Origin of the sequence: Amycolatopsis sp. (assembly GCF_035546795.1) — a bacterium.
Classification (GTDB): Bacteria; Actinomycetota; Actinomycetes; order Mycobacteriales; family Pseudonocardiaceae; genus Amycolatopsis_E.
Genome location: NZ_DASZWC010000047.1, coordinates 71,405 through 93,854, shown reverse-complemented (window position 1 = coordinate 93,854; position 22,450 = coordinate 71,405). Strand labels below are relative to the sequence as shown.

Annotated in this window: 23 protein-coding genes; 17 read left to right on the top strand and 6 right to left on the bottom strand. The window is 69.5% G+C overall.

All coding sequences use genetic code 11. From position 1 onward, the window contains the following. Position 1 precedes the first annotated feature (1 nt). A complete protein-coding gene (locus tag VHD82_RS25850; RefSeq protein WP_325709189.1) occupies positions 2-454 on the bottom strand; it encodes an acyl-CoA thioesterase in 453 nt (150 codons plus the stop codon). 21 nt (positions 455-475) lie between these two features. Beyond that, entirely contained in the window at positions 476-622 is a 147-nt protein-coding gene (locus tag VHD82_RS25845; RefSeq protein ID WP_325709186.1) for a hypothetical protein, read from the bottom strand. A 169-nt stretch (positions 623-791) separates the two neighbouring features. On the opposite strand from VHD82_RS25845, the gene VHD82_RS25840 reads away from it, so the two are divergent. Continuing rightward, positions 792-1,739, top strand: coding sequence for a TIGR03619 family F420-dependent LLM class oxidoreductase (locus tag VHD82_RS25840; RefSeq protein ID WP_325709183.1), 948 nt, complete (start codon positions 792-794; stop codon positions 1,737-1,739). After that, positions 1,736-3,355: an AMP-binding protein gene (locus VHD82_RS25835; RefSeq protein WP_325709180.1), complete on the top strand. Its 1,620-nt coding sequence runs from the start codon at positions 1,736-1,738 to the stop codon at positions 3,353-3,355. Before VHD82_RS25840 ends, VHD82_RS25835 begins: the two co-directional genes overlap by 4 nt. A 457-nt stretch (positions 3,356-3,812) precedes the next feature. Here VHD82_RS25835 and VHD82_RS25830 read toward each other — a convergent pair whose 3' ends face one another. Beyond that, positions 3,813-6,065 carry a CoA transferase gene (locus VHD82_RS25830; protein WP_325709177.1) on the bottom strand — a complete coding sequence of 751 codons (2,253 nt, stop codon included), beginning with the start codon at positions 6,063-6,065 and terminating at the stop codon, positions 3,813-3,815. A 134-nt stretch (positions 6,066-6,199) separates the two neighbouring features. On the opposite strand from VHD82_RS25830, the gene VHD82_RS25825 reads away from it, so the two are divergent. Further along, positions 6,200-6,607: an HAD family hydrolase gene (locus tag VHD82_RS25825; protein ID WP_325709174.1), complete on the top strand. Its 408-nt coding sequence runs from the start codon at positions 6,200-6,202 to the stop codon at positions 6,605-6,607. A 3-nt stretch (positions 6,608-6,610) separates the two neighbouring features. Here VHD82_RS25825 and VHD82_RS25820 read toward each other — a convergent pair whose 3' ends face one another. Beyond that, positions 6,611-7,546, bottom strand: coding sequence for an NADPH:quinone oxidoreductase family protein (locus VHD82_RS25820; RefSeq protein WP_325709171.1), 936 nt, complete (start codon positions 7,544-7,546; stop codon positions 6,611-6,613). Between the two features lie 142 nt (positions 7,547-7,688). Next, positions 7,689-8,471, bottom strand: a complete 783-nt coding sequence (locus VHD82_RS25815) for an enoyl-CoA hydratase (RefSeq protein ID WP_325709168.1) — start codon at positions 8,469-8,471, stop codon at positions 7,689-7,691. A 102-nt stretch (positions 8,472-8,573) separates the two neighbouring features. Between VHD82_RS25815 and VHD82_RS25810 the strand changes: the two genes are divergently transcribed. The 13 genes from VHD82_RS25810 (at position 8,574) to VHD82_RS25750 (ending at position 21,426) form a co-directional block, all read left to right on the top strand. Then, the gene (locus tag VHD82_RS25810; RefSeq protein WP_325709165.1) at positions 8,574-9,389 is read left to right on the top strand and encodes an enoyl-CoA hydratase/isomerase family protein; all 816 of its coding nucleotides are present in this window, start codon (positions 8,574-8,576) and stop codon (positions 9,387-9,389) included. A gap of 103 nt (positions 9,390-9,492) precedes the next feature. Further along, the gene (locus VHD82_RS25805; RefSeq protein ID WP_325709162.1) at positions 9,493-10,485 is read left to right on the top strand and encodes an ABC transporter ATP-binding protein; all 993 of its coding nucleotides are present in this window, start codon (positions 9,493-9,495) and stop codon (positions 10,483-10,485) included. An 84-nt stretch (positions 10,486-10,569) separates the two neighbouring features. Next, positions 10,570-11,259, top strand: a complete 690-nt coding sequence (locus VHD82_RS25800) for a TetR/AcrR family transcriptional regulator (RefSeq protein ID WP_325709159.1) — start codon at positions 10,570-10,572, stop codon at positions 11,257-11,259. A gap of 233 nt (positions 11,260-11,492) precedes the next feature. Then, a complete protein-coding gene (locus VHD82_RS25795) occupies positions 11,493-12,257 on the top strand; it encodes an ABC transporter permease (protein WP_325709157.1) in 765 nt (254 codons plus the stop codon). Further along, positions 12,254-13,078 (top strand): ABC transporter permease, encoded by an 825-nt coding sequence (locus VHD82_RS25790; RefSeq protein ID WP_325709154.1) that lies wholly within the window; start codon positions 12,254-12,256, stop codon positions 13,076-13,078. The genes VHD82_RS25795 and VHD82_RS25790 overlap by 4 nt, the downstream gene beginning before the upstream one ends. Before the next feature lie 4 nt (positions 13,079-13,082). Further along, on the top strand, positions 13,083-14,297 hold the full coding sequence (locus VHD82_RS25785; protein WP_325709151.1) for an MCE family protein: 1,215 nt from the start codon (positions 13,083-13,085) through the stop codon (positions 14,295-14,297). After that, positions 14,294-15,328, top strand: coding sequence for an MCE family protein (locus tag VHD82_RS25780; protein WP_325709148.1), 1,035 nt, complete (start codon positions 14,294-14,296; stop codon positions 15,326-15,328). The genes VHD82_RS25785 and VHD82_RS25780 overlap by 4 nt, the downstream gene beginning before the upstream one ends. After that, positions 15,328-16,425, top strand: a complete 1,098-nt coding sequence (locus VHD82_RS25775; RefSeq protein WP_325709145.1) for an MCE family protein — start codon at positions 15,328-15,330, stop codon at positions 16,423-16,425. The genes VHD82_RS25780 and VHD82_RS25775 overlap by 1 nt, the downstream gene beginning before the upstream one ends. Next, entirely contained in the window at positions 16,425-17,630 is a 1,206-nt protein-coding gene (locus VHD82_RS25770) for an MCE family protein (protein ID WP_325709142.1), read from the top strand. Before VHD82_RS25775 ends, VHD82_RS25770 begins: the two co-directional genes overlap by 1 nt. Beyond that, positions 17,627-18,892: an MCE family protein gene (locus VHD82_RS25765; protein WP_325709139.1), complete on the top strand. Its 1,266-nt coding sequence runs from the start codon at positions 17,627-17,629 to the stop codon at positions 18,890-18,892. The genes VHD82_RS25770 and VHD82_RS25765 overlap by 4 nt, the downstream gene beginning before the upstream one ends. 11 nt (positions 18,893-18,903) lie before the next feature. Continuing rightward, a complete protein-coding gene (locus VHD82_RS25760) occupies positions 18,904-20,253 on the top strand; it encodes an MlaD family protein (RefSeq protein WP_325709136.1) in 1,350 nt (449 codons plus the stop codon). 10 nt (positions 20,254-20,263) lie between these two features. After that, positions 20,264-20,932, top strand: a complete 669-nt coding sequence (locus VHD82_RS25755) for a hypothetical protein (protein ID WP_325709132.1) — start codon at positions 20,264-20,266, stop codon at positions 20,930-20,932. After that, entirely contained in the window at positions 20,929-21,426 is a 498-nt protein-coding gene (locus VHD82_RS25750) for a hypothetical protein (protein ID WP_325709129.1), read from the top strand. Before VHD82_RS25755 ends, VHD82_RS25750 begins: the two co-directional genes overlap by 4 nt. Positions 21,427-21,449: 23 nt before the next feature. On the opposite strand, the gene VHD82_RS25745 is transcribed toward VHD82_RS25750, so the two are convergent. Next, complete coding sequence (locus tag VHD82_RS25745) at positions 21,450-22,115, bottom strand: TetR/AcrR family transcriptional regulator (RefSeq protein WP_325709127.1); 666 nt, start codon at positions 22,113-22,115, stop codon at positions 21,450-21,452. A 106-nt stretch (positions 22,116-22,221) separates the two neighbouring features. Between VHD82_RS25745 and VHD82_RS25740 the strand changes: the two genes are divergently transcribed. Next, positions 22,222-22,416, top strand: coding sequence for a ferredoxin (locus VHD82_RS25740; protein WP_325709124.1), 195 nt, complete (start codon positions 22,222-22,224; stop codon positions 22,414-22,416). Positions 22,417-22,450 lie beyond the last annotated feature (34 nt).

Here is a 22,450-nt window from a genome sequence, read left to right as displayed (position 1 = left end):
GTCAGCGCAGGAGCGCCGTCTCCAGCGCCGACCGGAAGTCGTCGGGGAGCGGGCCGGGGCCGTCTGCCGGGACGTGGGCGACGGTCGCGTCGCTCACTCCGACGCACTGACCGTCCTGGTACATGGCCTGTGCGACGGTGTAGGAAGCCCGGCCGAGCCGCTTGATCCCGCTGCCGATCCGGACCGGGCCGGGATACCTGGTCTCACCGAGGTAGTGCACGTTGAGCTGGACCAGCATGGCACGCACCGGCCGGAACGCGCGGCGCTGCCGCAGCGCCTGCTCGAACAGCACCCGCGCCTCCTCGTAGAGACGGCCGATCGCGACGTTGTTCACGTGCCCGAGGGGGTCCAGGTCGCCGTAGCGGGTGGAAACCTCGTGCCAGACCGGATAACGGTCCCGCCGCGAAAGCGAAATGTCCGGCCGCGCCGGCGCCCGCAGGGTGGGAGTTTCCATGGCGATCCTTCCCGTCGCGAATCAGGAACCGGGCACCTCGACGACGGCGGCGCCCGCCAGGGCGGCGCTGCGGCGGCGTAGTTCGTGCACCAGGGTGATGAGCAGCCGCGTGCCGGCGGCGGTGCCGACAGCGCTCCGGCACGTGCTCACGCTCACGGCCTCGGGCATCGGCACTCCTTCGTGCGAGTTGACCGCGTGAGTCTATTTCAACTGAAGAATCTAAACAAGCAATGAAGCGCCGCACCGGTATCCGGGTGGAATTCGTGGCCAACAGTTGATCGAGTTCATCTAGATTAACTACCGTTGGTGCTCTGCCCTTCACCGGCGAAGGAGTCCCATGCGGTTCACAGTCGAGCACCCGGTCGGTCAGCCCGGTTGCGCACCGGCGCTGTACGGCCCGGACGGGCTGAGCGAGTTCGCCAGAGCCGCGGAAGCGGCCGGGTTCGACGCGATCGCCTTCACCGAACATCCCGCGCCCTCGGCCAAGTGGTACCGGGCGGGCGGCCACGCGACGCTCGACCCACTGGCCGCGCTGGCTTTCTGCGCCGCGGCCACCGATCGGATCCGGCTGCTGAGCTACCTGCTCGTGCTCCCGTACTACCGCCCGCTGGCGCTGGCCAAGACCGTCGCCACGGTGGACCTGCTCTCCGGTGGGCGGCTCATCCTCGGCGCCGGTGGCGGCTACCTGCGGTCGGAGTTCGCCGCGGTGGGAGCCGGGTTCGCCGAGCGTGGCGCACTGTTCGACGAAGCGCTGGACGTGTTGCGAAGCGTCTGGGCCACCGAGGAGTTCTCCTTTGCCGGCCGGGGGTTCACCGCGCACGGACAGGTCAGCACGCCGGCGCCGGTGCAACAGCCTTGCCCGCCGGTCTGGATCGGCGGCAACGGCCGCGCGGCCCGCCGCCGGGTGGCCCGCGCCGGGCAGGGCTGGGCGCCGCTGCTGATCGGCGAAGAGCTCGCCGCCACCACTCGCACCACGCCGCTGGCGACGGTCGCCGAACTGGCGGCGGCGGTCAGGGACCTGGCCGGGCTCGCCGAAGCCGAGGGGCGCGACCCGGCCGGGATCGACGTGCAGGTCCAGTCCGCGCAGAGCGATCTGTCCGCGCACGGCGCCGCCGCCGGTCATCACGAGCATCTCGGGGAACTGGCCGAAGCGGGCGTCACGTGGTTCGTCGTGCGCCCGCCTGCCACGAGCCTCGAAGCCGCGACGGGAGCGCTGGCCCGGTATGGCGCCGACGTGATTTCCCGGCACCGTACGGATTCACCGACCGAAGGGCGCACGCGATGACCGTCGAGCAGGAGACCGATCGCGCCCGGCTGGTGCGGTCCTACCTCGAACAGGGCTTCTACGCCCGCCGGACCTTCGCCGAAGAGCTCATTCGCGGCGCGGAACTGTTCGGCTCGGTGCCGGTCACGTTCACGGGTTCGGCCGCGACGGTGACGGTCGGCGAGCTGCACCGGCGGGCGGTCCGGGCGGCCGGCGCCCTGCAGCGGCTGGGGGTCCGGCCGGGGGACGTGGTCGCGGTCCAGGTGCCCAACTGGGTCGAAGGGGTCGTGGCGACCGAGGCGGTGCTGCTCGCCGGAGCGGTCCTCGTGCCGGTCGTGCACATCTACGGGCCCCGCGAGGTCGGCTTCATCCTGCGCGAGTCGGGCGCCAAGCTGATGATCATGCCCGACCGCTGGCGGAGCACGGACTACCTGGCGCGGCTGCCCGGCCTGCTGGAGGCGCCGGCGCTCGAGCGTGTGATCGTGGTGGGGGAGCAAGCGCCCGAGCCGGCGATTTCCTGGCGCTCACTGGAAGAATCCGCCGACGCCTGCCAGCCGGCGCGGCAGGACCCCGACGACGTGTGCCTGCTGATCTACACGTCCGGAACCACGGCCGACCCCAAAGGCGTGCAGCACACCCACGAGACGATCCTGTCCGAGATCCGCACCCAGCCCCGGCTGATCGGGCCCGGCGAGGACGAGGTGAAACTCGGCTGTTTCCCGGCGGGGCACATCGCCGGCCTGCTGAACGTGATGCGGTCGCTGATCCTCGGCACCCCCGCGGTGCTGCTCGACGCTTGGGACGCGAAGCTGGCGGCGGCGATGATCGAGGAGCACCGGGTCACGATCACCTCCGGTTCGCCCTACCACCTCGCGACTCTGCTCGACGCCGCCGCGGAAACCGGGGCGTCGCTGGCGACGCTGCGGGAGTTCATGGTCGGGGCGGCGACCGTGCCCGGGGAACTCGTCGCCCGCGCGGAGGCCGCCGGCGTCGTCACCTACCGCTGCTACGGTTCGACCGAACAGCCGACGATCTCCTCCGGCACCATCCGGGACCCACTGTGGCCGCGCCAGCACACCGACGGAAAAGCCGCCCCTGGCACGGAAATCCGCATCGTCGGGCCCGATGACGAAGACCTGCCGGCCGGGGTCGACGGCGAGGTGCTCGCCCGCGGACCGGAACTGTTCGCCGGCTACCGCAACCCCGGACTAGACGCGGTCACGTTCGCGCCCGGCGGCTGGCTGCGCACCGGCGACATCGGCCGCCTCGACGAAAACGGCTACCTCACCATCACCGACCGCAGCAAGGACGTGATCATCCGCGGCGGGGAGACCATCTCTTCGCGCGAGGTGGAGGACGTCCTGCTGGCGCATCCCGCGGTGGCCGACACCGCGGTGGTCGCCGCGCCGGATCCGCGGTACGGCGACCGGGTGTGCGCCTACGTCATCCTGCGGCCGGGCCGAACCCTCGACCTGGCGGCGGTGCGCGAGCATTTCCGCGCCGCCGGCATCGCACGGCAGAAGACACCGGAACGGCTCGAACTGGTCGGCGACCTTCCGCGCACCGCGCTGGGCAAGGTCCGCAAGGCCGAACTGCGGGCGCGGCTACGCGCCGTTGCCACGGAAGGGAAAGCGTGACTCCGGGAAGGCACGCGCTCAGGACACCAGCTCGACGATGACGGCGAGGACGCCGACGAGGAACACGGCGATCAGCGCCAGTCCGACCAGGATCCCGATCACACGCCAGTTGTACCCCGGCGACGGCCGGCTCCCTGCGAACCTCGGCGCCGGGCGGGTGCTCCGGGGAAGTCGAGGCGGTAGCCGGGAACCATCCGGCAGCCAGGCGGCGTTGCACCCGAAGCCTTTCGGAAGCCAATTCGAACAACCGAGGAAATTCCCGTGCCGGCCCGCGGTCAGGCGCACCTCGCCTCGCCGGCACCACGGGCACCGATCTCCGGCCCGCACCCTCGGACCCATGGCACAGCCCCCCATTCCGCTCAGCGTCCGCCGGCGCCGAGACCGCGACCTCGGCAACGCTCCTTTGTGGAGCCGGCCACGATAGTCGCCGTGTGCCGTGCTGCCGTCCCCGGATCCCCTAGGCGGACCCCGTGACCGGAAGCTCCGGGCCCGCGACGGCACCGGAGCGGGCCAGCGCCGCCACGTCGCCGGGCGAGAAGCCGAGCTCGGTCAGGATCTCCGTGGTGTGCTCGCCGACGCCGGGGCACGCGCGGTCCAGTTTCAAGGACAGCTCGCCGAAATCCCAGTAGGCGCCGAACTGCCGTAGCTCGCCCCACTCGCAGTGCGGGTACGACACGACCTGCCGGGTCCGCAGGTTCTCCTCGTCGTCCCAGACCGAGAACCAGCGGAACTCGCGGACCTCCTCGGCGGGCACCCCGGCCGCGGTGAGCCGCGCGGCCGCCTCCGAGGCGGTCAGGCCGGCGAAGTCGGTCGCTCGGACCACCGACAGCCGTTCCTCGTCGGGCGCGACCAGTGCGACCCAGCCGTCGGCGGCCGGGCGGATGCAGTAGTCCGGTCCGAGGCCGGACTGTGCGCTGTCGAGCCGCGGATAGGGTGCGACGGCGCCGGACTCGTCGAGAAAGGTCTCGCTGGAGGTGAAAGTCGCCGTGTTGAGCAGCGAGCAGGCGGTGGCGCCCGCCGCACCCGTGCGCCTGCGGTGGTACAGCGCCAGCAGCGTGGCCACCGCGGAGCTGGCGGCGGTGAGGATGTCCAGCGTGCCGAGATGGTTGAACAACGGCGGGTTGCCCTCGCCGGCGTTCTCGATGTTCCATCCGGCCATCGCCTGGAAAACCGAGTCGTAGCCCGGCCAGTTCGCCCGTTCGCCGCGCGAGCCGTACGCGCTGCAATGGCTGAACACGACCCGCGGGTTGACGGCCCGCACCGACGCTTCGTCGAGCCCGAGCCGGGGCGCGGCGACGGCGCGGATGTTGTGGTGCACCACGTCGGCCCAGGCCAGCAGGCGGTCCCGCACGCGGGCGCCTTCGGGGCTGTGCAGGTCCAGCGCGAGACCGCGCTTGCCGCGGTTGCACGCGGCATAGAACCCGTCACGCCAGCCGCGCACCGGATCGCCACGGACGGGCTCGACCTTGATCACCTCGGCACCGAGGTCGGCGAGCAGCATGGGCGCGAGCGGGCCCGCGAGGTACGCCCCGAAGTCGACCACGCGGATGCCCTCCAGCGGCCGCGAGGGACCTGCTGCGGACGGGGAAACTGTCGGCGCCACAACGGTTTCCCCGAGTAGGTCGGCGGTGTGCGCGCCCAGCGACGGCGCGGGCACGGCGACCGCGCTCGGTGGCTGTGTGCGGAAGGGCGCGGCCGCCTGCCGGATGCGGCCGTGCTCGGGGTCGTGGACCTCGACCACATACCCGTTGGCCGCGACGTCCTCGTCGGCGAGCAGCGACCCGAGCGGGGTGATCAGTTCGACCGCCACGTCGACGGCCCGGATCGCCGCCAGCCACGCCGCCGCCGGTGCCTGCCGCATCGCGGCCCGCATGTTCTCGGCGGTGAACTCCTTCTCCGCCCGGCCGGCCGCGGCCAGCGCCGAGCGCATCAGCGGCAGCACGGACAGGTCCACCCGGTCGGCCGGGTTCATGATCTGCAGCCAGCGGCCGTCGCCGCATTCGTACATCGCGGTCTGGGTGCTCGTCAGCGTGCCGGGCTGCCCCTCGGCCAGGCTCGGCGACGGGCGTTCCGCGCGGTTCCAGGCGATGTTCTGGACCAGGTGCACGCCCTGGGCGAGACTCGTGTGCGCCGCCCCGCCGCGACCGGTGGACTCGCGGTGGATAAGCCGGGCCAGGATCCCCGCCGTGGCAAGGAAAGCCGCGCCCCAGCTCGGCGCGGGGAACCGCCACGCGTACGGGCCGGGGCGCCAGCCGGACTGCATGTCCAGCAGACCCTCGCGGGCCTGGACGAGCAGGTCGTACCCGGCGCGGCCGGCGTCGCGATGCCCCGGTGGCCAGCCACCGATGCCGCACACCACCAGCCGCGGGAACCGTGCGGCGAGCGTTTCGTCGTCGAGCTCGTGCCGCCGGGCCGTCGCGGGCCGGAGGCTGTGCACCAGAACGTCGGCCGAGGCCAGCAATGACCGCAGTGCGGGCGCGTCCGGATCGAGGACCACACTGCGTTTTCCGCGGTTCCAGGTGCGGAACGCCGACGGGTGCCTGCGGCGGGTCAGTTCTCCCTCCGGTGGCTCGACCTTGATCACGTCGGCGCCGGCTTCGGCGAGGAGCTGGGCGGCGACCGGCCCGGCGAGTCCGCACGAGAGATCGAGCACCCGCAGGCCCGTCAGGATCCGCGCGTTCACCGGCGAGGCGTCTTCAGTGACAGTCATGCCGTGTGTCCTTCCGGTTCACCGCGTTCCGCGATTCAGGACACTGATCACCGTAGCAAGAACGCCGACCGGGCAACAGGTATCGCGCAACTGGACCTTGACCGGCGCAGATGCACCCAAATACAGTCAACTCTATGTCTGGATCCGGTGTCGCCTGGCTGTTCGACGTGGACGGCACCGTGCTGGACCTGGTCACCGGCAGTTCGCTGAGGCCGCTCGCGAAGGAGCTGTTCTTCGCTCTGCGCGCCCGCGGCGTGCCCGTATTGCTGTGGAGCGCGGGCGGTGCGGACTACGCGGTGCGCCGCACGCGTGTCCTGGGCATCGCCGGGCTCGTCACCGCCACCTACAGCAAAACCCGCCGGGACGAGCACGGCCGGTGGCTGCTGCCGGAGCTGCCTGCCGCGCACCGGCCCGCCGTCCTCGTCGACGACGAACCGCGGGAAATCCGGTACACGGGCGAGATCATCGGGGTACCGGCGTACGTGGGCCACAATCCGCGGGACACCGCGTTCGCGTCCTTGCTGCGGCGGCTGGCGGCGTAACGCTCAGCCGACTTCCAGGACGATCTTTCCGTGCGCCTGCCGTGCCGCCACGCGTTCGAGCGCCGTGACGACCTCGGCCAGCGGAAGGACTTCGGAGATCCGGGGGCGCAGCCCGGCCGCGGTCAGTTTCGCCAGCTCCGGCCAGGAACGTGCGACCTCGTCCGGCCGGTGGTCGGCGAGGGTACGGATCTCGAAACCCCGCACCTGCACGCCTTTGAGGAGCACCAGATTGAGCGGGATGCGCGGGATCTCCCCGGCCGCGAAGCCGACACAGACGAATCGCCCGCCCCAGCGGACCGAGCGCAACGCCTGTTCGCTGTAGGGCCCGCCGACCGGATCGACCACGACGTCGGCGCCGGCTCCACCGGTGATCTCCCGGATCCGTGCCTTGAGGTCTTCGCGGTCGTAGGCGATTCCCGCCTGCGCGCCCAGTTCCCGGCCGATGGCGACCCGTTCCGGGGTGCTCGCCGCGGCGATGACGCGCCCGCCGAGCCGGGCGGCGAGGTCCACGGCCGCGGTACCGACGCCACCGGCCGCGCCGAGTACGACGACCCAGTCACCAGGCGACATCTCGCCGATCGTCGTCAGTGCGTGGTACGCGGTGCTGAAGGTGACTCCGAACGCGGCGGCCTCGGCGAGGCTGAGGCCGGGCGGCACGGGCCTGAGCGACGACGCGGGAACGGCTACCTGCTCACAGAAAGCGCCGCTGTGCGTCGAGCCCATCACCTCGTCGCCGGGAGCGAACCCGGTCACTCCTTCGCCGACGCTGAGCACCCGGCCGGCGAACTCGCTGCCCGGGATGAACGGGAGCGGGACGCGCACCTGATAGCGGTCGGCGACGGTGAGCACGTCCGGGAAGTTCACCGCGGCCGCGCTCACGGCCACGACCACCTTGCCCGGTTTCACCTGGGGCTCGGGCACTTCCCGGAGTTCGAGCACCGACGGGGGACCGTAGTCCGCACACTGGACCGCCCTCATCGCCGACCTGGCCGCACAGTGTCCACTCCAGCCTCCGCTCGTCACCGAAGGGCAGATTATCTAAACAATCTGCCCGGGGCCAGAGCCTGCGGCGATCGGCTCGCTACCTGCCGGTGAAGCCGGGTTTGCGTTTCTGCTGGAAGGCGGCGACGCCTTCGGCGAAATCGTCGGTCTCGAACAGCTCGGACTGGCCCTTGCGCTCGGTCGCCAGCGCCTCGTCCAGCTGGGCCAGTGCCGTGACGTTGAAGGCCTGTTTGGTCCTGGCGAACGCGGCTGTCGGGCCGGCGGCCAGTTTCGCGGCGAGACCGTCCACTTCGGACTCGAAGTCCGCATCCGGGGTGACATGGGAGATCAGGCCCCAGTCCGCCGCCGTGCGCGCGGGCACCCGTTCGGCGAGCATCGCCATCCGGGTCGCCAGCGCCCGGCCGATCGCGGCGGGCAGCAGCGCCGTCGCGCCGCCGTCGGGCATCAGGCCGACGTTGGCGAAGGCGAGCAGGAAGTAGGCCGATTCCCGGGCCACGGTCAGGTCCGCCGCGAGCGCGAACGAGCAGCCGACGCCGACCGCGGGCCCGTTGACGGCGGCCAGTACCGGTTTGGGCACCTGGCGGATCGCACGCGTCACCCGGTTGGCCGCGTCGATCGTGGCGGTGTCCGGTCCCTCGTCCAGGCGTCCGCCCACGGCGAGATCCGCGCCCGCGCTGAACGCGCGGCCTGCTCCGCTGAGCACGATCACGCGGATGTCCGGATCGGCACCGGCGGCCTCGATGGCCTCGGCTATCTGCTCCAGCAAGCCGGTGGTCAGGGCGTTCAGGCTGTCCGGACGGTTGAGGACCACGCGCAGGATCTTGTTCTCGCGGATCGTGAGCAGGTCGGCATCGAGGGGCATCGTCGGCGTCTCCTTGTTGCTCCGGCGTAAGGTCAAAAGTATAGATTCATCGTCGAATCTCTCGGTGGCTGCCAGGTGTGCCGGGCGGGTGAGGAGAATCGGGTGGCGCAAGAAGTCGGGGTCACACGGCCGAGGCCCGGTGTGGTGCGGATCGAACTACGGCGGCCGGACAGGCTCAACGCGATGACCGCCGGCATGGTCGAGCAGTTGCATGAGGCACTGGCCGGAGCCGGGGCCGACCCGGAGTGCCGGGTCGTCGTGCTGACCGGCGCCGGGCGCGGGTTCTGCGCGGGGCTGGACCTCGACGGCTATGGGGAACCGGCGGTCTCGGCGGGTTCGCCGGGGACCGGGCCCGTGCATCAGGGGCTGGGCACCCAACGGCACATCGCCGGGCTCGTGCAGCGCATCCGGCGCCTGCCGCAGCCGGTGATCGCGGCCGTCAACGGGCCCGCCGCGGGCGGTGGGCTCGCCCTCGTACTGGCTTCGGATCTGCGGCTGGCCGCCACGTCGGCGGTCTTCGCGGTGTCGTTCATCAAGGTCGGGTTCTCCGGCTGCGACATCGGCACGTCCTGGCTGCTGCCCCGGCTGATCGGGGCAGGCCGCGCGCACGAGCTGATGATGACCGCGCGCCGGTTCGACGCCGCCGAAGCGCTGCGGATCGGGCTGCTCGCCGATACCGTGCCACCGGCCGGACTGGCCGCCAGGGTGGACGCGGCGATCGACGATCTCCTTGCCGCGCCGCCGCTTTCGCTCGCGATGACCAAACAGGGCATGTGGCTGGCGCTGGAGCTGCCCTCCTTCGACGCCGCTGTCGAGTTCGAGAACCGCCAGCAGGTGCTCACGCTGCTCACCGACGACCAGACCGAGGCGATGCGCGCCTACCGCGATCGCACGCCGCCCACCTACCACGGACGCTGAACCGGGATTTGACCGGACGCCAACGGGCTGTCAAGCTAACGAATCCAGAGGAACCGTCCTGCCATTGTGGACGGTTGCGACCGGCGATCACGTGGAGGCCCGATTGGGTGCCGAGGTTGTCATCCAGGGTTTGACGAAGTCCTTCGGCCGCCAGACGATCTGGCGCGACGTCTCGTTGACGGTGCCACCGGGCGAGGTCTCGGTGCTGCTCGGCCCGTCGGGCACCGGCAAATCCGTTTTCCTCAAGTCGATGATCGGCCTGCTCAAGCCGGAGCGGGGCAGTTGCGTGATCGACGGCGTGGACGTGGTGCGCTGCAGCGAGCGCGAGTTGTACCGCACACGCAAACTGTTCGGTGTGCTGTTCCAGGACGGCGCACTGTTCGGCTCGATGAACCTGTACGACAACGTCGCCTTCCCACTGCGCGAGCACACGAGGAAATCCGAATCCGAGATCCGGCGCATCGTGCTGGAAAAGCTGGAGATGACCGGCCTCGCCGGCGCGGAACGGAAACTGCCCGGCGAGATCTCGGGTGGGATGCGGAAACGTGCCGGGCTGGCCCGCGCGCTGGTGCTGGACCCCGAGATCATTTTGTGCGACGAACCCGATTCCGGGCTCGACCCCGTGCGCACCGCGTACCTTTCGCAGTTGCTGATCGATCTGAACGCGCAGCTGGACGCGACCATCCTGATCGTCACGCACAACATCAACGTCGCGCGCACGGTGCCGGACAACATCGGCATGCTCTTCCGCAAGGAGCTCGTCATGTTCGGCCCGCGCGAGGTGCTGCTGACCAGTGACGAGCCGGTCGTCGAGCAGTTCCTCAACGGCCGTCGCCTCGGCCCCATCGGGATGTCGGAGGAGAAGGACCAGGCGCAGATGGCGGTGGAGCAGGCGCACGCCGATGCCGGGCACCACGACGGTTCGGCCGAAGACGTGCGCGGGGTGGTCCCGCAGCTGCGGCCGACGCCGGGGCTGCCGGAACGTGCGGGCGTCCGGCGCAGGCAGGAGCGGGTCATGCGGATCCTGCACACTTTGCCGCCTGCCGCACAGGCGGGCATCCGCGACTCGCTCGGCGCGGTTCACTCAGCCGGGTGAGTTCGCCGCCCAGCCGGTGACGGGCCGGGCTGTGCCGTGATACCACCGGCCGACGCGACGTCGCGGGACGGCTGGGAGATGCGCATGCTGGCGAACTCGACCATTGAGGCCACCGACGGCAATGCCGTTCGGGAGCGGCTGCTCAGCGCCGCCGAGGACGTGCTGCTGCGGACCCATGACGTGAACGCGTCGATGGAACAGTTCGCCCGGGCCGCACGCATGTCCCGGGCGACGGCCTACCGGCACTTCAGCAATCGCGACGACCTCATCATCGAGGTCGCGCTGCGCCGGGCGGCCGACTACCTCGGCCGCTTCCGCGTCATGATCGAGTCGCGGACGAGCCTGGAGCCCAAACTGGAGTATGGGCTCACCTATCTCGTGCTGGCACTGCCCAAGGACACCGCCATCAGGGCGCTGCTGATCCTTTCCGCGCAGTCCCAGCTGGACCCGCGTGCCACCCAGCTCGCGCTGGACACCATTCACCCGGTGCTCATGGTCGCGCGTGACCGCGGGGAACTGCGGGGTGATCTGCCCATCGAGGACATCGTCTCGTGGCTGATCAAGGAACTCACGGAGCTGGTGATGGGTGAGCCGTGGACGGCCGACCGGTTGCGCCGGCATCTGCGCGACTACATCTTCCCGGTGCTGCGGCCCCGGCACGCGCCGACACCGGCAGCTGAGGAAGGAACCGAGGAACGCCTGCGGCGCATCGAGGACCGGCTCGACGCCTTGGTGGACGCCGTCGCGACGCTCGCCGACCGCATCGGCGGCTGAGCAAAGGCATTTTCCCGTAAGGTCCGGATATTGCGCGCGTCCGCGCGGCTGAGACATTTCCGTCGACCGTGTCGAACAGGGTGGAACGCGGGCCATCCCGTTGTCTCATCGGCGGTGTTTCCGCTGGTAGCGCCACCGCAACCGCGGTAGTGGCCAGCTGGTCTTATGGATCTAGATGAAATACACTCTTGCTCCATCTGATGCAGTCACCGAAACCAACGGAGGTTTCGCCGATGCCTTCTGGGGCGATCGTCGTTTCGCGGGTAGGCGGTTTCTTCTCGCTCTGCGGCGACACCTTGCGGGCATTGTTCCGGCCCCCTTTCCAGCTTCAGGAATTCCTGCAGCAGATCGTGTTCATCGCGAGCGTGTCCATTCTTCCGGTGATCTTCGTGACGATTCCGTTCACGATCGTCGTGCAGTTCTTCATCGGTCAGCTGCTGATCGAAATCGGCGCCGTGGACCTCGCCGGTGCGGGTGCCGGGTTCGCGGTGATCAGCGAGCTCGGGCCGTTCTGCGCGGTGCTCGTGGTCGCCGGCGCCGGGGCCACGGCGGTGTGCGCGGACCTGGGGTCCCGCAAGATCCGCGAGGAGATCGACGCGATGGCCGTGCTCGGCGTCGATCCGGTGCAACGTCTTGTCGTGCCACGGGTCCTGTCCTTCGCGATCGTCTCGGTAGGACTGTTCGGGCTGGTCTCCGTCGTCGGGCTCGTGGGTACGTTCGCTTTTTCCTCGTTGGTGCAAGGCGCGAGCCCGGGCCTGTTCGTGGCGAACCTGACGTTGCTGATCAACTTCACCGACTTCCTGGTGAGCCTGGCGAAGGCCGCGCTGTTCGGCATCGCGGCCGGGCTGGTCGCGTGCTACCTCGGGCTCAACGCCAAGGGTGGCCCGAAGGGCGTCGGCGACGCGGTGAACCAGACCGTCGTGTTCACACTGATGACCTTGATCGTCATCAACACCCTGACCACCACCGTCTACCTCCAGCTCAAAGGGGGAGCATGACCATCGTCAGAGTCGCCACCGCGCCGCTGCGCGGTCTGGAGGAGGCGGGCACACAGAGCTGGTTCTACGTTCGCGCGTACGGGATGATCCCGTTGACCCTCAAGCGGCACAAGCGGGAAGTGTTCCGTGTCCTCGCCGAGGTGAGTTTCGGGACCGGTGCACTGGCGGTGATCGGCGGAACCGTCGTCGTCTGTGCGTTCCTGACCTCCTTCGCCGGGATCGAGCTGGGCATCCAGGGTTTCAACCAGCTGTCCAACATCGGGGTGGAAGCGCTTTCCGGCTTCGTGTCGGCCTACATCAACACCCGGCTCGCCGCACCGATCATCGCCGGCATCGCGCTGGTGGCCACGATCGGCGCCGGGTTCACCGCGCAGCTCGGCGCGATGCGGGTGAGTGAGGAGATCGACGCGCTGGACGTGATGGCGGTGCCTTCGGTGCCGTTCCTGGTCACCACCCGGATCATCGCCGGGTCGCTCGCGGTGATCCCGATCTACGCGCTGTCGCTGCTGGCCGCCTACACGAGCACGGAACTGGTGGTGACCGGCGTCTACGGCCAGTCCGCGGGCGCGTACGGGCACTACTTCAAGACCTTCCTGATCCCGTCGGACATCCTCAACTCGTTCCTGATGGTGCTGATCATGTCCGTCGTCGTGATGTCGATCCATTGCTACTACGGCTTTTTCGCCTCGGGTGGGCCAGCGGGTGTCGGCGCCGCGGTGGGCCGCGCGGTCCGGTTGTCGCTGATCGCGGTGCTGTTCACCAATCTGCTGTTGTCGATGGTGCTGTACGGCAACTCCCACACGTTGCACATCTCGGGGTGATCGCGTGCAGTCCCTGCCTTCCGCCGGCCGCCGGCGCGTCTACGGCGCCGTCGGCATCGTGCTCGTGGCCGCCGTCGTGACGCTCGGCCTGGCTTCCTACGAACAGAAGTTCACCCCCGCGGTCATGGTGACGCTGGAAGCCGACCGTTCCGGCCTGCTCACCGAGCCCGGCGGCGACGTGCGGTTGCACGGGGTGCCGGTGGGCGAGATCCGTTCGATCGCACCCGAGGGTGAGACCGGCGCGCGGTTGTCACTGGCCATCGACCCGGGCGCGGTGCATCTCATTCCCGGCGACGCGACCGCGACGATCGCGCCGAACACGGTCTTCGGCCCGAAGTCGGTGCTGCTGGACGTGCCCGACGGGCCGGTCGCGCAACCGATCGAGGCGGGCGATGTGCTGCGCACCAGGCAGGTCGCCACGGAGGTCAACGACGTGTTCGCCGCGCTGCAGAACGTGCTGACCGCCGTGCAGCCGGCGAAGCTGAACGCCGCCCTGGGTGCAATGGCCAGGGCGCTGGACGGGCGCGGCTCACAGCTTGGCGAGTACGTCGGGCAGCTCAATTCCTATTTGGACAAGCTCAACCCCAGGCTGCCGGCTCTGCAGACCGACCTGGCGAGTTCGGCCGACGTGCTGGACACCTACTCGAAGGCCGCGCCCGATCTGTTGCGGCTGGCCGACAACGCGTCGGTGACGAGCAAAACCCTGACACAGACCCAAGCCGGGCTGCACGCCGTACTGCTGGACTTCACCAGGACCGCGGCCGACGGTGAGAACTTCCTGGACCAGGCGGGAGAACCGCTGATGGAAGCGATCGGCTCGCTGGAGCCGACCACCGCGCTGCTCGCCGAGTACGCGCCGGAGTTCACCTGCACGATCGACGGGCTGAACGAGGCGCGCAAGCGCGTCAACCTGGCGATGGGCAACCAGCTTCCGGCGATCCAGGGCTCGGTGGCGTTCAAACCCGGCCAGCAGGGCTACCAGTACCCGCGCGACCTGCCGAAACTGGTCACCGGACTCGGCCCGGACTGCTACCAGCTGCCCTACGTCCGCGACGACCAGCTCCCGGCACCCAGGTACGTTTTCGACGACGGCACCAAGGTCTACTCCAGCAACCAGGACACGGTGTCCGCCGGCGATCCGCCGGTGCGGTTCTTCACCGAGCTGTTCGGCCCGTTCGCCGCGCAGACGCTGGGCAGTCTCGGGGTGAGCGGTAAATGAGCAAGACCGCGAACCTCGTCAAGGTGATCGCCTTCGTCGCGATCCTCGGTGTGCTGACCGCCGGGGTCGGTGTCGCGATCGGGAACTTCCGGTTCGACGACGACACCGGCTACCACGCCGTCTTCGGTGATCTTTCGGGTCTGAAGACGGGCGACGACGTCCGCGCCGCCGGGGTGACCGTGGGCCAGGTCGGCGACGTGAGCCTGCAGGCCGACAACACGGTGCTGGTTTCCTTCACCGCCGCCAAAACGGTGCCACTCACCACGACAACGCGGGCCACCGTTCGCTACAAGAACCTGACCGGTGACCGGTTCCTGGACCTGACGCAGGGGACGGGCACGGCCGCGCCGCTGGCCGCCGACGCCACGATCCCGCGGTCGCGGACGGCGCCGGCGCTCGACCTCGACCAGCTGTTCAACGGGTTCAAGCCGTTGCTGCGCGGCCTGGACCCGGATCAGGTCAACCAGCTCTCCAGCTCGATCATCGCGGTGTTCCAGGGCGAGTCCGGCTCGGTGAGCAGCCTGCTCGCCAACGTCGCGTCGGTGACCTCGACGCTGGCCGACCGGGACAAGATGATCGGTGACCTGATCGGCAACCTGGACACCGTGTTGTCCACTGTGGACTCACATCGCGCCGAGTTCTCCGATCTGCTGGTGCAGCTGCAACAGCTGGTCAGCGGGCTCGCGAACGACCGGGCCAGGATCGGTGACTCGTTGCTGCGCACGAGCGAGCTCGCCTCGACCGCGACCACGTTCCTGCAGGCGCTGCGGCCCGAGTTCCAGGGGGCGATCGACCAGACCGGCCGGGTGGCGAACGCGCTCAACCAGGCGCCGGACTTCGTCGACTACTCGCTGAGCCAGGTGCCGAGCCTCATCCAGCTCACCTCGCGCGGCGGGGCGTACGGCTCCTTCTTCAACTTCTACCTCTGCGGGCTCCAGGTGAAGATCAGCGGTCCCGACGGGCAGCCGGTACTGCTGCCGCGGATGTATGACACCTCGTCCCCGCGCTGCTCGTTCCAGGAGGGCCAGTGATGAAACGGTTCTCCGAGATGAACCAGACCCGGGTCGGGATCTTCGGCGCGGCCGGCCTCGCGGTGTTGCTGGCGGTGGCGCTGAACGTGGGCTCGATCGGGTCGATGATCGTGGGCACGAGCTACACGGCCGCCTTCGCCGAAGCCGGTGGGCTGCACGCGGACGACGACGTGCTGGTGTCCGGCTACCGGGTCGGTTCGGTGTCCAGTGTGGACCTGGACGGCGATCACGTGAAGGTCTCGTTCACCGTGCAGGACGTGCGCCTCGGACAGGCCACCGGGGCGTCGATCAAGACGAAGAGCGCGCTGGGCACGAAGTACCTGGCGCTGGACCCCGAAGGGCCGGGGGAGCTCGAACCGGGTTCGGAGATCCCGCCGAGCCGCACCACCTCGCCCTATGACGTGACGCAGGCGCTGGCCGACCTGACGACCACTACCGGCCAGATCGACACCCGGCAGCTCGCGCAGTCATTCCAGACTCTGTCCGACACGTTCGCCGGTACCCCACCGGACCTGCGGGCGGCCCTGGACGGGGTGAACCGGCTCTCGCAGACGGTCGCCTCGCGCGACGGCGCGCTGCGGGACGTGCTCGCCAGGGCGAGCGGGGTGAGCGGTGTGCTTTCCCAGCGCAGCGCGGAGATCACCCAGCTGATGACGGACGGCAGCTCGCTGCTGCAGGAGCTGCAGAACCGCCGCGACACCATTCACCAGCTCCTGGTCGGCATCAGCCAGGCCGGCGACCAGCTCACCGGGTTCACCCGGGACAACAACGCCACCCTCCGGCCCGCGCTGCAACAGCTGCAGTCGGCGCTGGCCGTGCTGAACAAGAATGTCGGCAACATCGACCAGGCCATCCAGCTGATCGGGGCGTTCGGCCGGTCGCTGGGTGAAGCCGTCGGTGGTGGCCCGTTCTTCTACGCCTACCTGGCGAACCTGGCGCCGACCAATCTGGCTCCGCTGCTGCCGTCGCTGTTCGGCGTCGGGCAGGCCCCGGGCTACGGGCAGCCGGCGCCGGCGCAGCCCGGCCCGCCCGGCGTCGGTGACCGGCCCTCGCCGCCGGACCAGCAGCCCGTGTTCCCGAAGACGGGAGGCTCGTGATGCCGTTGTCCGGCAAGGTGTTCCGGATCGCCGTCGTGCTGGTGGTGGCCGGACTGGTCGCCGCCGGTGTGGTGGTTGTCTTCGGTGGCAGCGCACAGCGCAACGGCACCGCGTACTTCACCCAGGCCAAAGGCCTTTACGTCGGCGACGACGTGCAGCTGCTCGGCGTGCGCATCGGCAAGGTCACCGCGATCACGCCGGAGCCGGGGCAGGTGCGGGTCGACTTCTCCTACGACGCAGACCATCCGTTGCCCGCCGACGCCAAGGCGATCATCATGGCGCCGTCGGTGGTGCCAGTGCGGGACCTCACGTTGACGCCGGTCTATCGCGGCGGCCCGCAGCTCGCGGACGGTGCCTCGATCCCGGTGTCCCGTACCGCGGTGCCCGTCGAGTGGGATGACATCAAACAGCAGCTGGACCAGCTGTCCAACGCGCTGGGGCCGCAGGGCGCCAACTCCCAGGGCGCGCTGAGCCAGTTGCTGAACACCTCGGCGGCGAACCTCGACGGGCAGGGCGACAACCTGAACCAGACGCTGCGCTCGCTGTCGGAGGCGATGGCCACCCTCAACGACGGCGGCGACGACCTGTTCGCCACCGTGCGCAACCTCCAGGTGTTCGTCGACGCACTGTCCACAAGCGACGCCCAGGTGGTCGACTTCAACCACCGGCTGGCCAGCGTGGCGAGTCTGCTCAACGGCGACTCCGACGAGCTCAGCACCGCGCTGAACAGCCTCGACAGCGCCTTCGAGCAGGTCACCGGCTTCCTCAAGGACAATCGGCAGACCCTCTCGGACACGGTCAAGGACCTGCAGCCGCTGTCCGACGTGCTCGCCAAGGACCGGCAGAAGCTGGCCGACACACTGCATTTCGCGCCGACCGCGCTGTCGAACTTCTACAACATCTACGACCCGCTCGACGGTTCGCTCAACGGCGTGCTGACCACCGCGAACCTGCAGGCGCCGGCGATGTTCGTGTGCTCGGCGATCTACAGCTTCGGCGGCAGCCCGCAGGACTGCCAGAACGCGCTCGGCCCGCTGGCCAAGCTGGTCACGATCTCCGGTGACATCCCGCTCGGCGTCGACGCCGTGGATCGCAACGGCCGGTCGAACATGGTGGTCGCACGCCCCGGCCCGGAACCCCCGGCCGGCTCACCCGCCGCGATGGACGGGTTCCAGCAGCTGATGACACAGGGGAGCGCGGGATGAGGGGACGACGCGTGGCGGTGGCGCTGCTCGCCTTCAGCACCGCCGGATGCGGGTTCGCGGGGGTCGATTCGCAACCGCTGCCGCTCGCCAAAGGCGGTGGCAGTGACGCGCTGAACGTGACCGTGCAGATGGCGAACGCGGCCAACCTGGTGCCCAACTCCGAGGTGAAGGTCAACGACGTCACCGTCGGCTCGGTGCGGCGGATCGAGTTCGAGAACTGGACCGCCAAGGTCACCGTCGGGCTCGATCCCGGGACGAAGGTGCCCGCGAACGCGGTCGCCAGGATCGGCCAGAAAAGCTTGCTGGGAGCCGAATACCTGGAACTGGACGCACCCGCGGACGCCCCGCCGGCCGGTCAGCTCGCGAGCGGCGCCACGGTCGGGCTCGACCGCACCAGCCGCTACCCGGAAACCGAAGAACTGCTCTCCGCGCTGTCCCTGTTGCTCAACGGTGGCGGTCTGGACCAATTGCACACCATCGACACCGAGCTCGACAAGGCACTGGGCGGGCATGAGTCGGACTACCGCGGTCTGCTGGACCAGCTGAACACGTTCACCGGCAGCCTCAACGCCCAGCGCGACGACCTCGTCCGTGTGCTGGACAACCTGAACAATCTGGCCGGCACGCTCGCCGGTGAGAACGACACGCTCACGAAGGCGCTCGACACGATCCCGCCCGGCCTGCGGTCGCTCAACGCCGAACGCGAGAACCTGGTCAGCACCATGCAGGCGATTTCCGACTTCGGCACGGTCGCCGACCAGGTGCTGAAGGGCTCGCAGGACGGGCTGGTGGCGAACCTGCGCAACCTGCAACCCGCGTTGAAGGGCCTGGCCGACGCGGGCCGGAACCTGCCCGAATCGTTCGAGGGCATCACTTTCCCGTTCACGATCGGTTCCATCAAGCGCGCGTTCCGGGGTGACTACATCAACCTGTTCGCCACACTGGACTTCACGTTGCCCGAGGTGGACCGGATGTTCCTCACCGGCACCCCGCTGGCCGGCCTGCTGACCAGTGTGAACGGGGTGCTGCCGTCGGCGGCGAGCCTGCAGGGGGTGAACCCGCTGCTGTCACCACTGCAGCCGCCGGCGCCGGCGCCGATCACGCCGCCGATCTTCGGGCAATCACCCGCGACGCCCGCGGCCCCGGAGCCGACGGGGTCATCGGCGCCGGCACCGCAACCGTCCACATCGGATGCTCCGGCACCGAGCCATGGCAGCGTGCTGGGCGGGCTGCTGGACCCGTTGCTGGGAGGCGGTAACTGATGCTCAGCCGGATGATCCGCACCCAGCTGACCGTGTTCGTACTCGTCACGATCGTTTCGCTGGTGCTCGTCGGGGTGTACTACGTGCGGCTGCCGGAACAGTTCGGGGCGGGGGAATACCACGTTTCGCTGAACCTGCCCGACGCCGCGGGGCTCTACCCGAACGCGATCGTCACCTACCGCGGCGTAGAGATCGGGCGGGTCCGGGGGGTACGGGCGGTCCGGTCCGGTGCCGACATCGACCTGGCCATCGAAGACGGCAATCCGGTTCCGGCCGATGTCGTGCCCGAGGTGCACAGCACCTCCGCCGTCGGCGAGCAGTACGTCAACCTCGTGCCGGCCAGCCCGCTGCCAGGCGGCCCGGTGCTGGCCGACGGCGCGAAGATCGACGGCACGCAGGCCCGGCTGCCGGTGGCCACGCTGAACCTCCTCGACGATGTCGACCGGTTCGCGAAGTCGGTGCCCGCGCAGAGCCTGAACGTCACCGTCGACGAGCTGTACAAGGCCTTCAACGGCTCCGGCGAGGACCTGACCCGGCTGCTGGACACCGCGATGCAGTTCCAGGACAAGGCCGACGCCAACCTGAAGCCCACCCTCGACCTGATCTCCCACCTCGTTCCGGTGCTGGGTACACAGCAGCAGCTCGCGCCGCAGATCCAGTCCTACTCGCGTGATCTGAGGTCCTTCACCAGCCAGCTGGCCGCAAGCGACGGCACCATCCGGCGGCTCATCGCCGACGGCGCCCCGGCCGCGGACCAGCTCGACGGGCTGTTCGGCGATCTGCGGCCGACCCTGCCGGTGCTGCTGGCCGACCTGGCCACCGTCGGCCGGGTGACCACCGCCTATCTGCCCGGCATCGAGCACGTCCTGACCGTCCTTCCGGCCACGATCCTGGAGATGCAGTCGGCGGGTGGCGATCCGCGGCATCCCGACATCGAAGGTGGCATCGACAGTGCGAAGCTGGACTTCAAGCTGAACGTGAACGATCCGCCCACCTGTACCGCGGGCTTCGAGAACGCCGGGAAACATCGTGACCCCAACGATCTGAGCCCGGCGCCGATCCCGCAGGACTCCTACTGCAAGGTCCCGCAGAACGATCCTCGGGTCGTGCGCGGCGCGCGTAACGACCCGTGTCCCAACAACCCGGCCAAGCGCGCGGCGACCGCCGCGGGTTGTGGGCTGATTTTCGACCGGGTCACCGTGCCGGGCGCCGCGCCACAGCCGGTCGCGGTCACCTATGACCCGGACACCGGTGACGTGCAGGCGCCCGACGGGAAGTTGTACCAGCTGGCCGACCTGGCCCGGAACGGCCCGCTGCCGCATACGTGGCAGGACCTCATCCGGCAGACCCTCGCCCCGTGAAAGGAGTGTCATGACCGAAGTACCGACGCGGCAACGGCCGAGCCCTCGGCCCCGCAGCCGTCCGGAGGACGAAGAAGAGTCCACACCGGACGATCACGTGCAGGAGGCCGAAGAGTCCCCGGAGTCCACATCGGACGATCAAGCCGACGACAGCCCGGACAGCGCGGAAACCCCGGAGAAGCCAAGGAAACCGCGGAACTGGCGGCTCCGGGCCGCGGTCGGCGGCCTCACCGTGCTCACCCTCGCCGCGATCGGCGCCGGGGTGTTGTTCTTCCTGCGGACAAGGGCGGACGACGAGCAGGACCGGTTGCGCGCCGAAGCGGTCCAGGTCGCCGGTCAGCAGGCAGTGAACCTGCTGACCGTCAACGGCCAGAACGTGGACGCCCAGCTGGCCGCGCTCACCGCCGGCGCGACCGGCGACTTCCAGCGTCAGTTCGAAGGCATCGCCAAGACCTTCGGCGACGTGGTGCGCCAGGGCAAGGTCGACTCGACCGGGCGGGTGGAAGCCGCCGGGGTGGACCAGCTCACCGCCGACACCGCCCGCGTGCAGCTGGCGCTCAGCTCGAGCGTCAGCAACGCCCAGGCGGCCGGCCCCCAGACCCGGCAGTACCGGATCACCGTCGATCTGGACCGAAAGGACAACCGATGGCTCGTCTCAGGTATGCAGTTCGTGCCGTGATCCGGCCTGTCACGGCACATCGCCGGATCGCGCTCAGCACGTGGGCCGTGGTGGTGCTCGCACTGGCCGGCGTCGCCGGCGGATTCTGGTGGCAGCACCGGGAACACCAGGCGAACGAGGCCGCGGGTCAGGCCGCGCTCGACGCGGCCCGCAAGGACGTGGTCGACGTGCTGTCGTACGACTTCCGCACGGTGGACGACGATCTCGCCCGCGCGAAGACCCGGCTGACCGGGAAGTTCCAGGACGATTTCGCGCAGCTCGCGTCCGGGGTCGTCGCCCCCGCGGCGAAACAGGACCAGATCGACACCCGGGCGGAGATCGCGGGATCCGGCCTGGTGAGCACGTCGGCGGACGAGGCGGTCGCGCTGTTGTTCGTCAACCAGACCACGCGCAGCATCAAGCTGACCGCACCCAAGATCGACGGCAGCAGGCTGCAGCTGACGATGCGGCTCGTCGGCGGCCAGTGGCTCGTCAGTGATCTGAAACCGCTTTGAGGAGACCGAAGTGCGGCCGCCGCTCACCGGCGACGGCCGGATCCCGCCGGCCGCCGTCCGGTGCTTCCCCGGCTTCCGTACGTGCCGTCCCACCGGACGCTGTTGAGCACGAAGTGGGCCAGCGGGGTGATGTGGTCTTCCAGGTGGGCCCTGGCGTGCTCCCTGCCATCGGGATCGAGCGTCAGCACGTGCATCAGGACGGCGCCGTAGAGGGCCTGCACGAACGGCTGAACCGGTTCGTCGCCGGGAAATTCGCCGCGCTGTACCGCGCGCCGGACCATGTCCGAGGCCGCCTCGTTGTGCATCCGCACGATGCGGTCGCGGATGTGCCCGAACGCGACGGTCTCGACCGCGGAGTCGACCGTGACCCGTACCGCGACCCAGCCCGCGGGGTCGAGGAAGTACCGCAGAAGCGCTGTCGCCAGAGCCAGCACGTCGGTCTCCAGCGCGCCGGTGTCGGGCGCCAGCACCGGGGCCGAGTGCTTCTCCAGCGCGTCCACGAGCAGCTTTTCCTTGCTGGACCACCGGAGGTAGAGCGCGGACTTGCCCACGCCGGCGCACTGGGCGACCGCGTCCATCGTGAAGGCGGCCCAGCCGGTGCGCGCGTAAGTGTCCATCGCCGCGGCGAGGATCCGCTCTTCCAGTGCGGGATCGCGCGGGCGGCCCCTGGCGGGTTTGGCGGCGTTCATGTGCTGATCTTCCCGGATCTATATTCTTTGGATCAAGTCGTTGCGGACGAGGCTCGTCCGTAATACTGTGTGACTCAGGTTACCGCAGCCGATCAAGGAGGATCGCGTGCGCATTGCCGTGGATGCCCGGCGCTGTCAGGGCCACGCCCTCTGTGCGATGGCCGCGCCGGAGCTGTTCGATCTCAGCGAGGAAGACGGTCACGCCGTGGTGTCGGCCGCCGTTGTCCCGGCCGGGCTGGAGGCCGGCGCCGAACACGCCGAGGCCGGCTGTCCCGAACGTGCCATCGAACTCCGGGTTTGACCCTTCTCCGTCCATATCGGACGTTCCTTCCCAG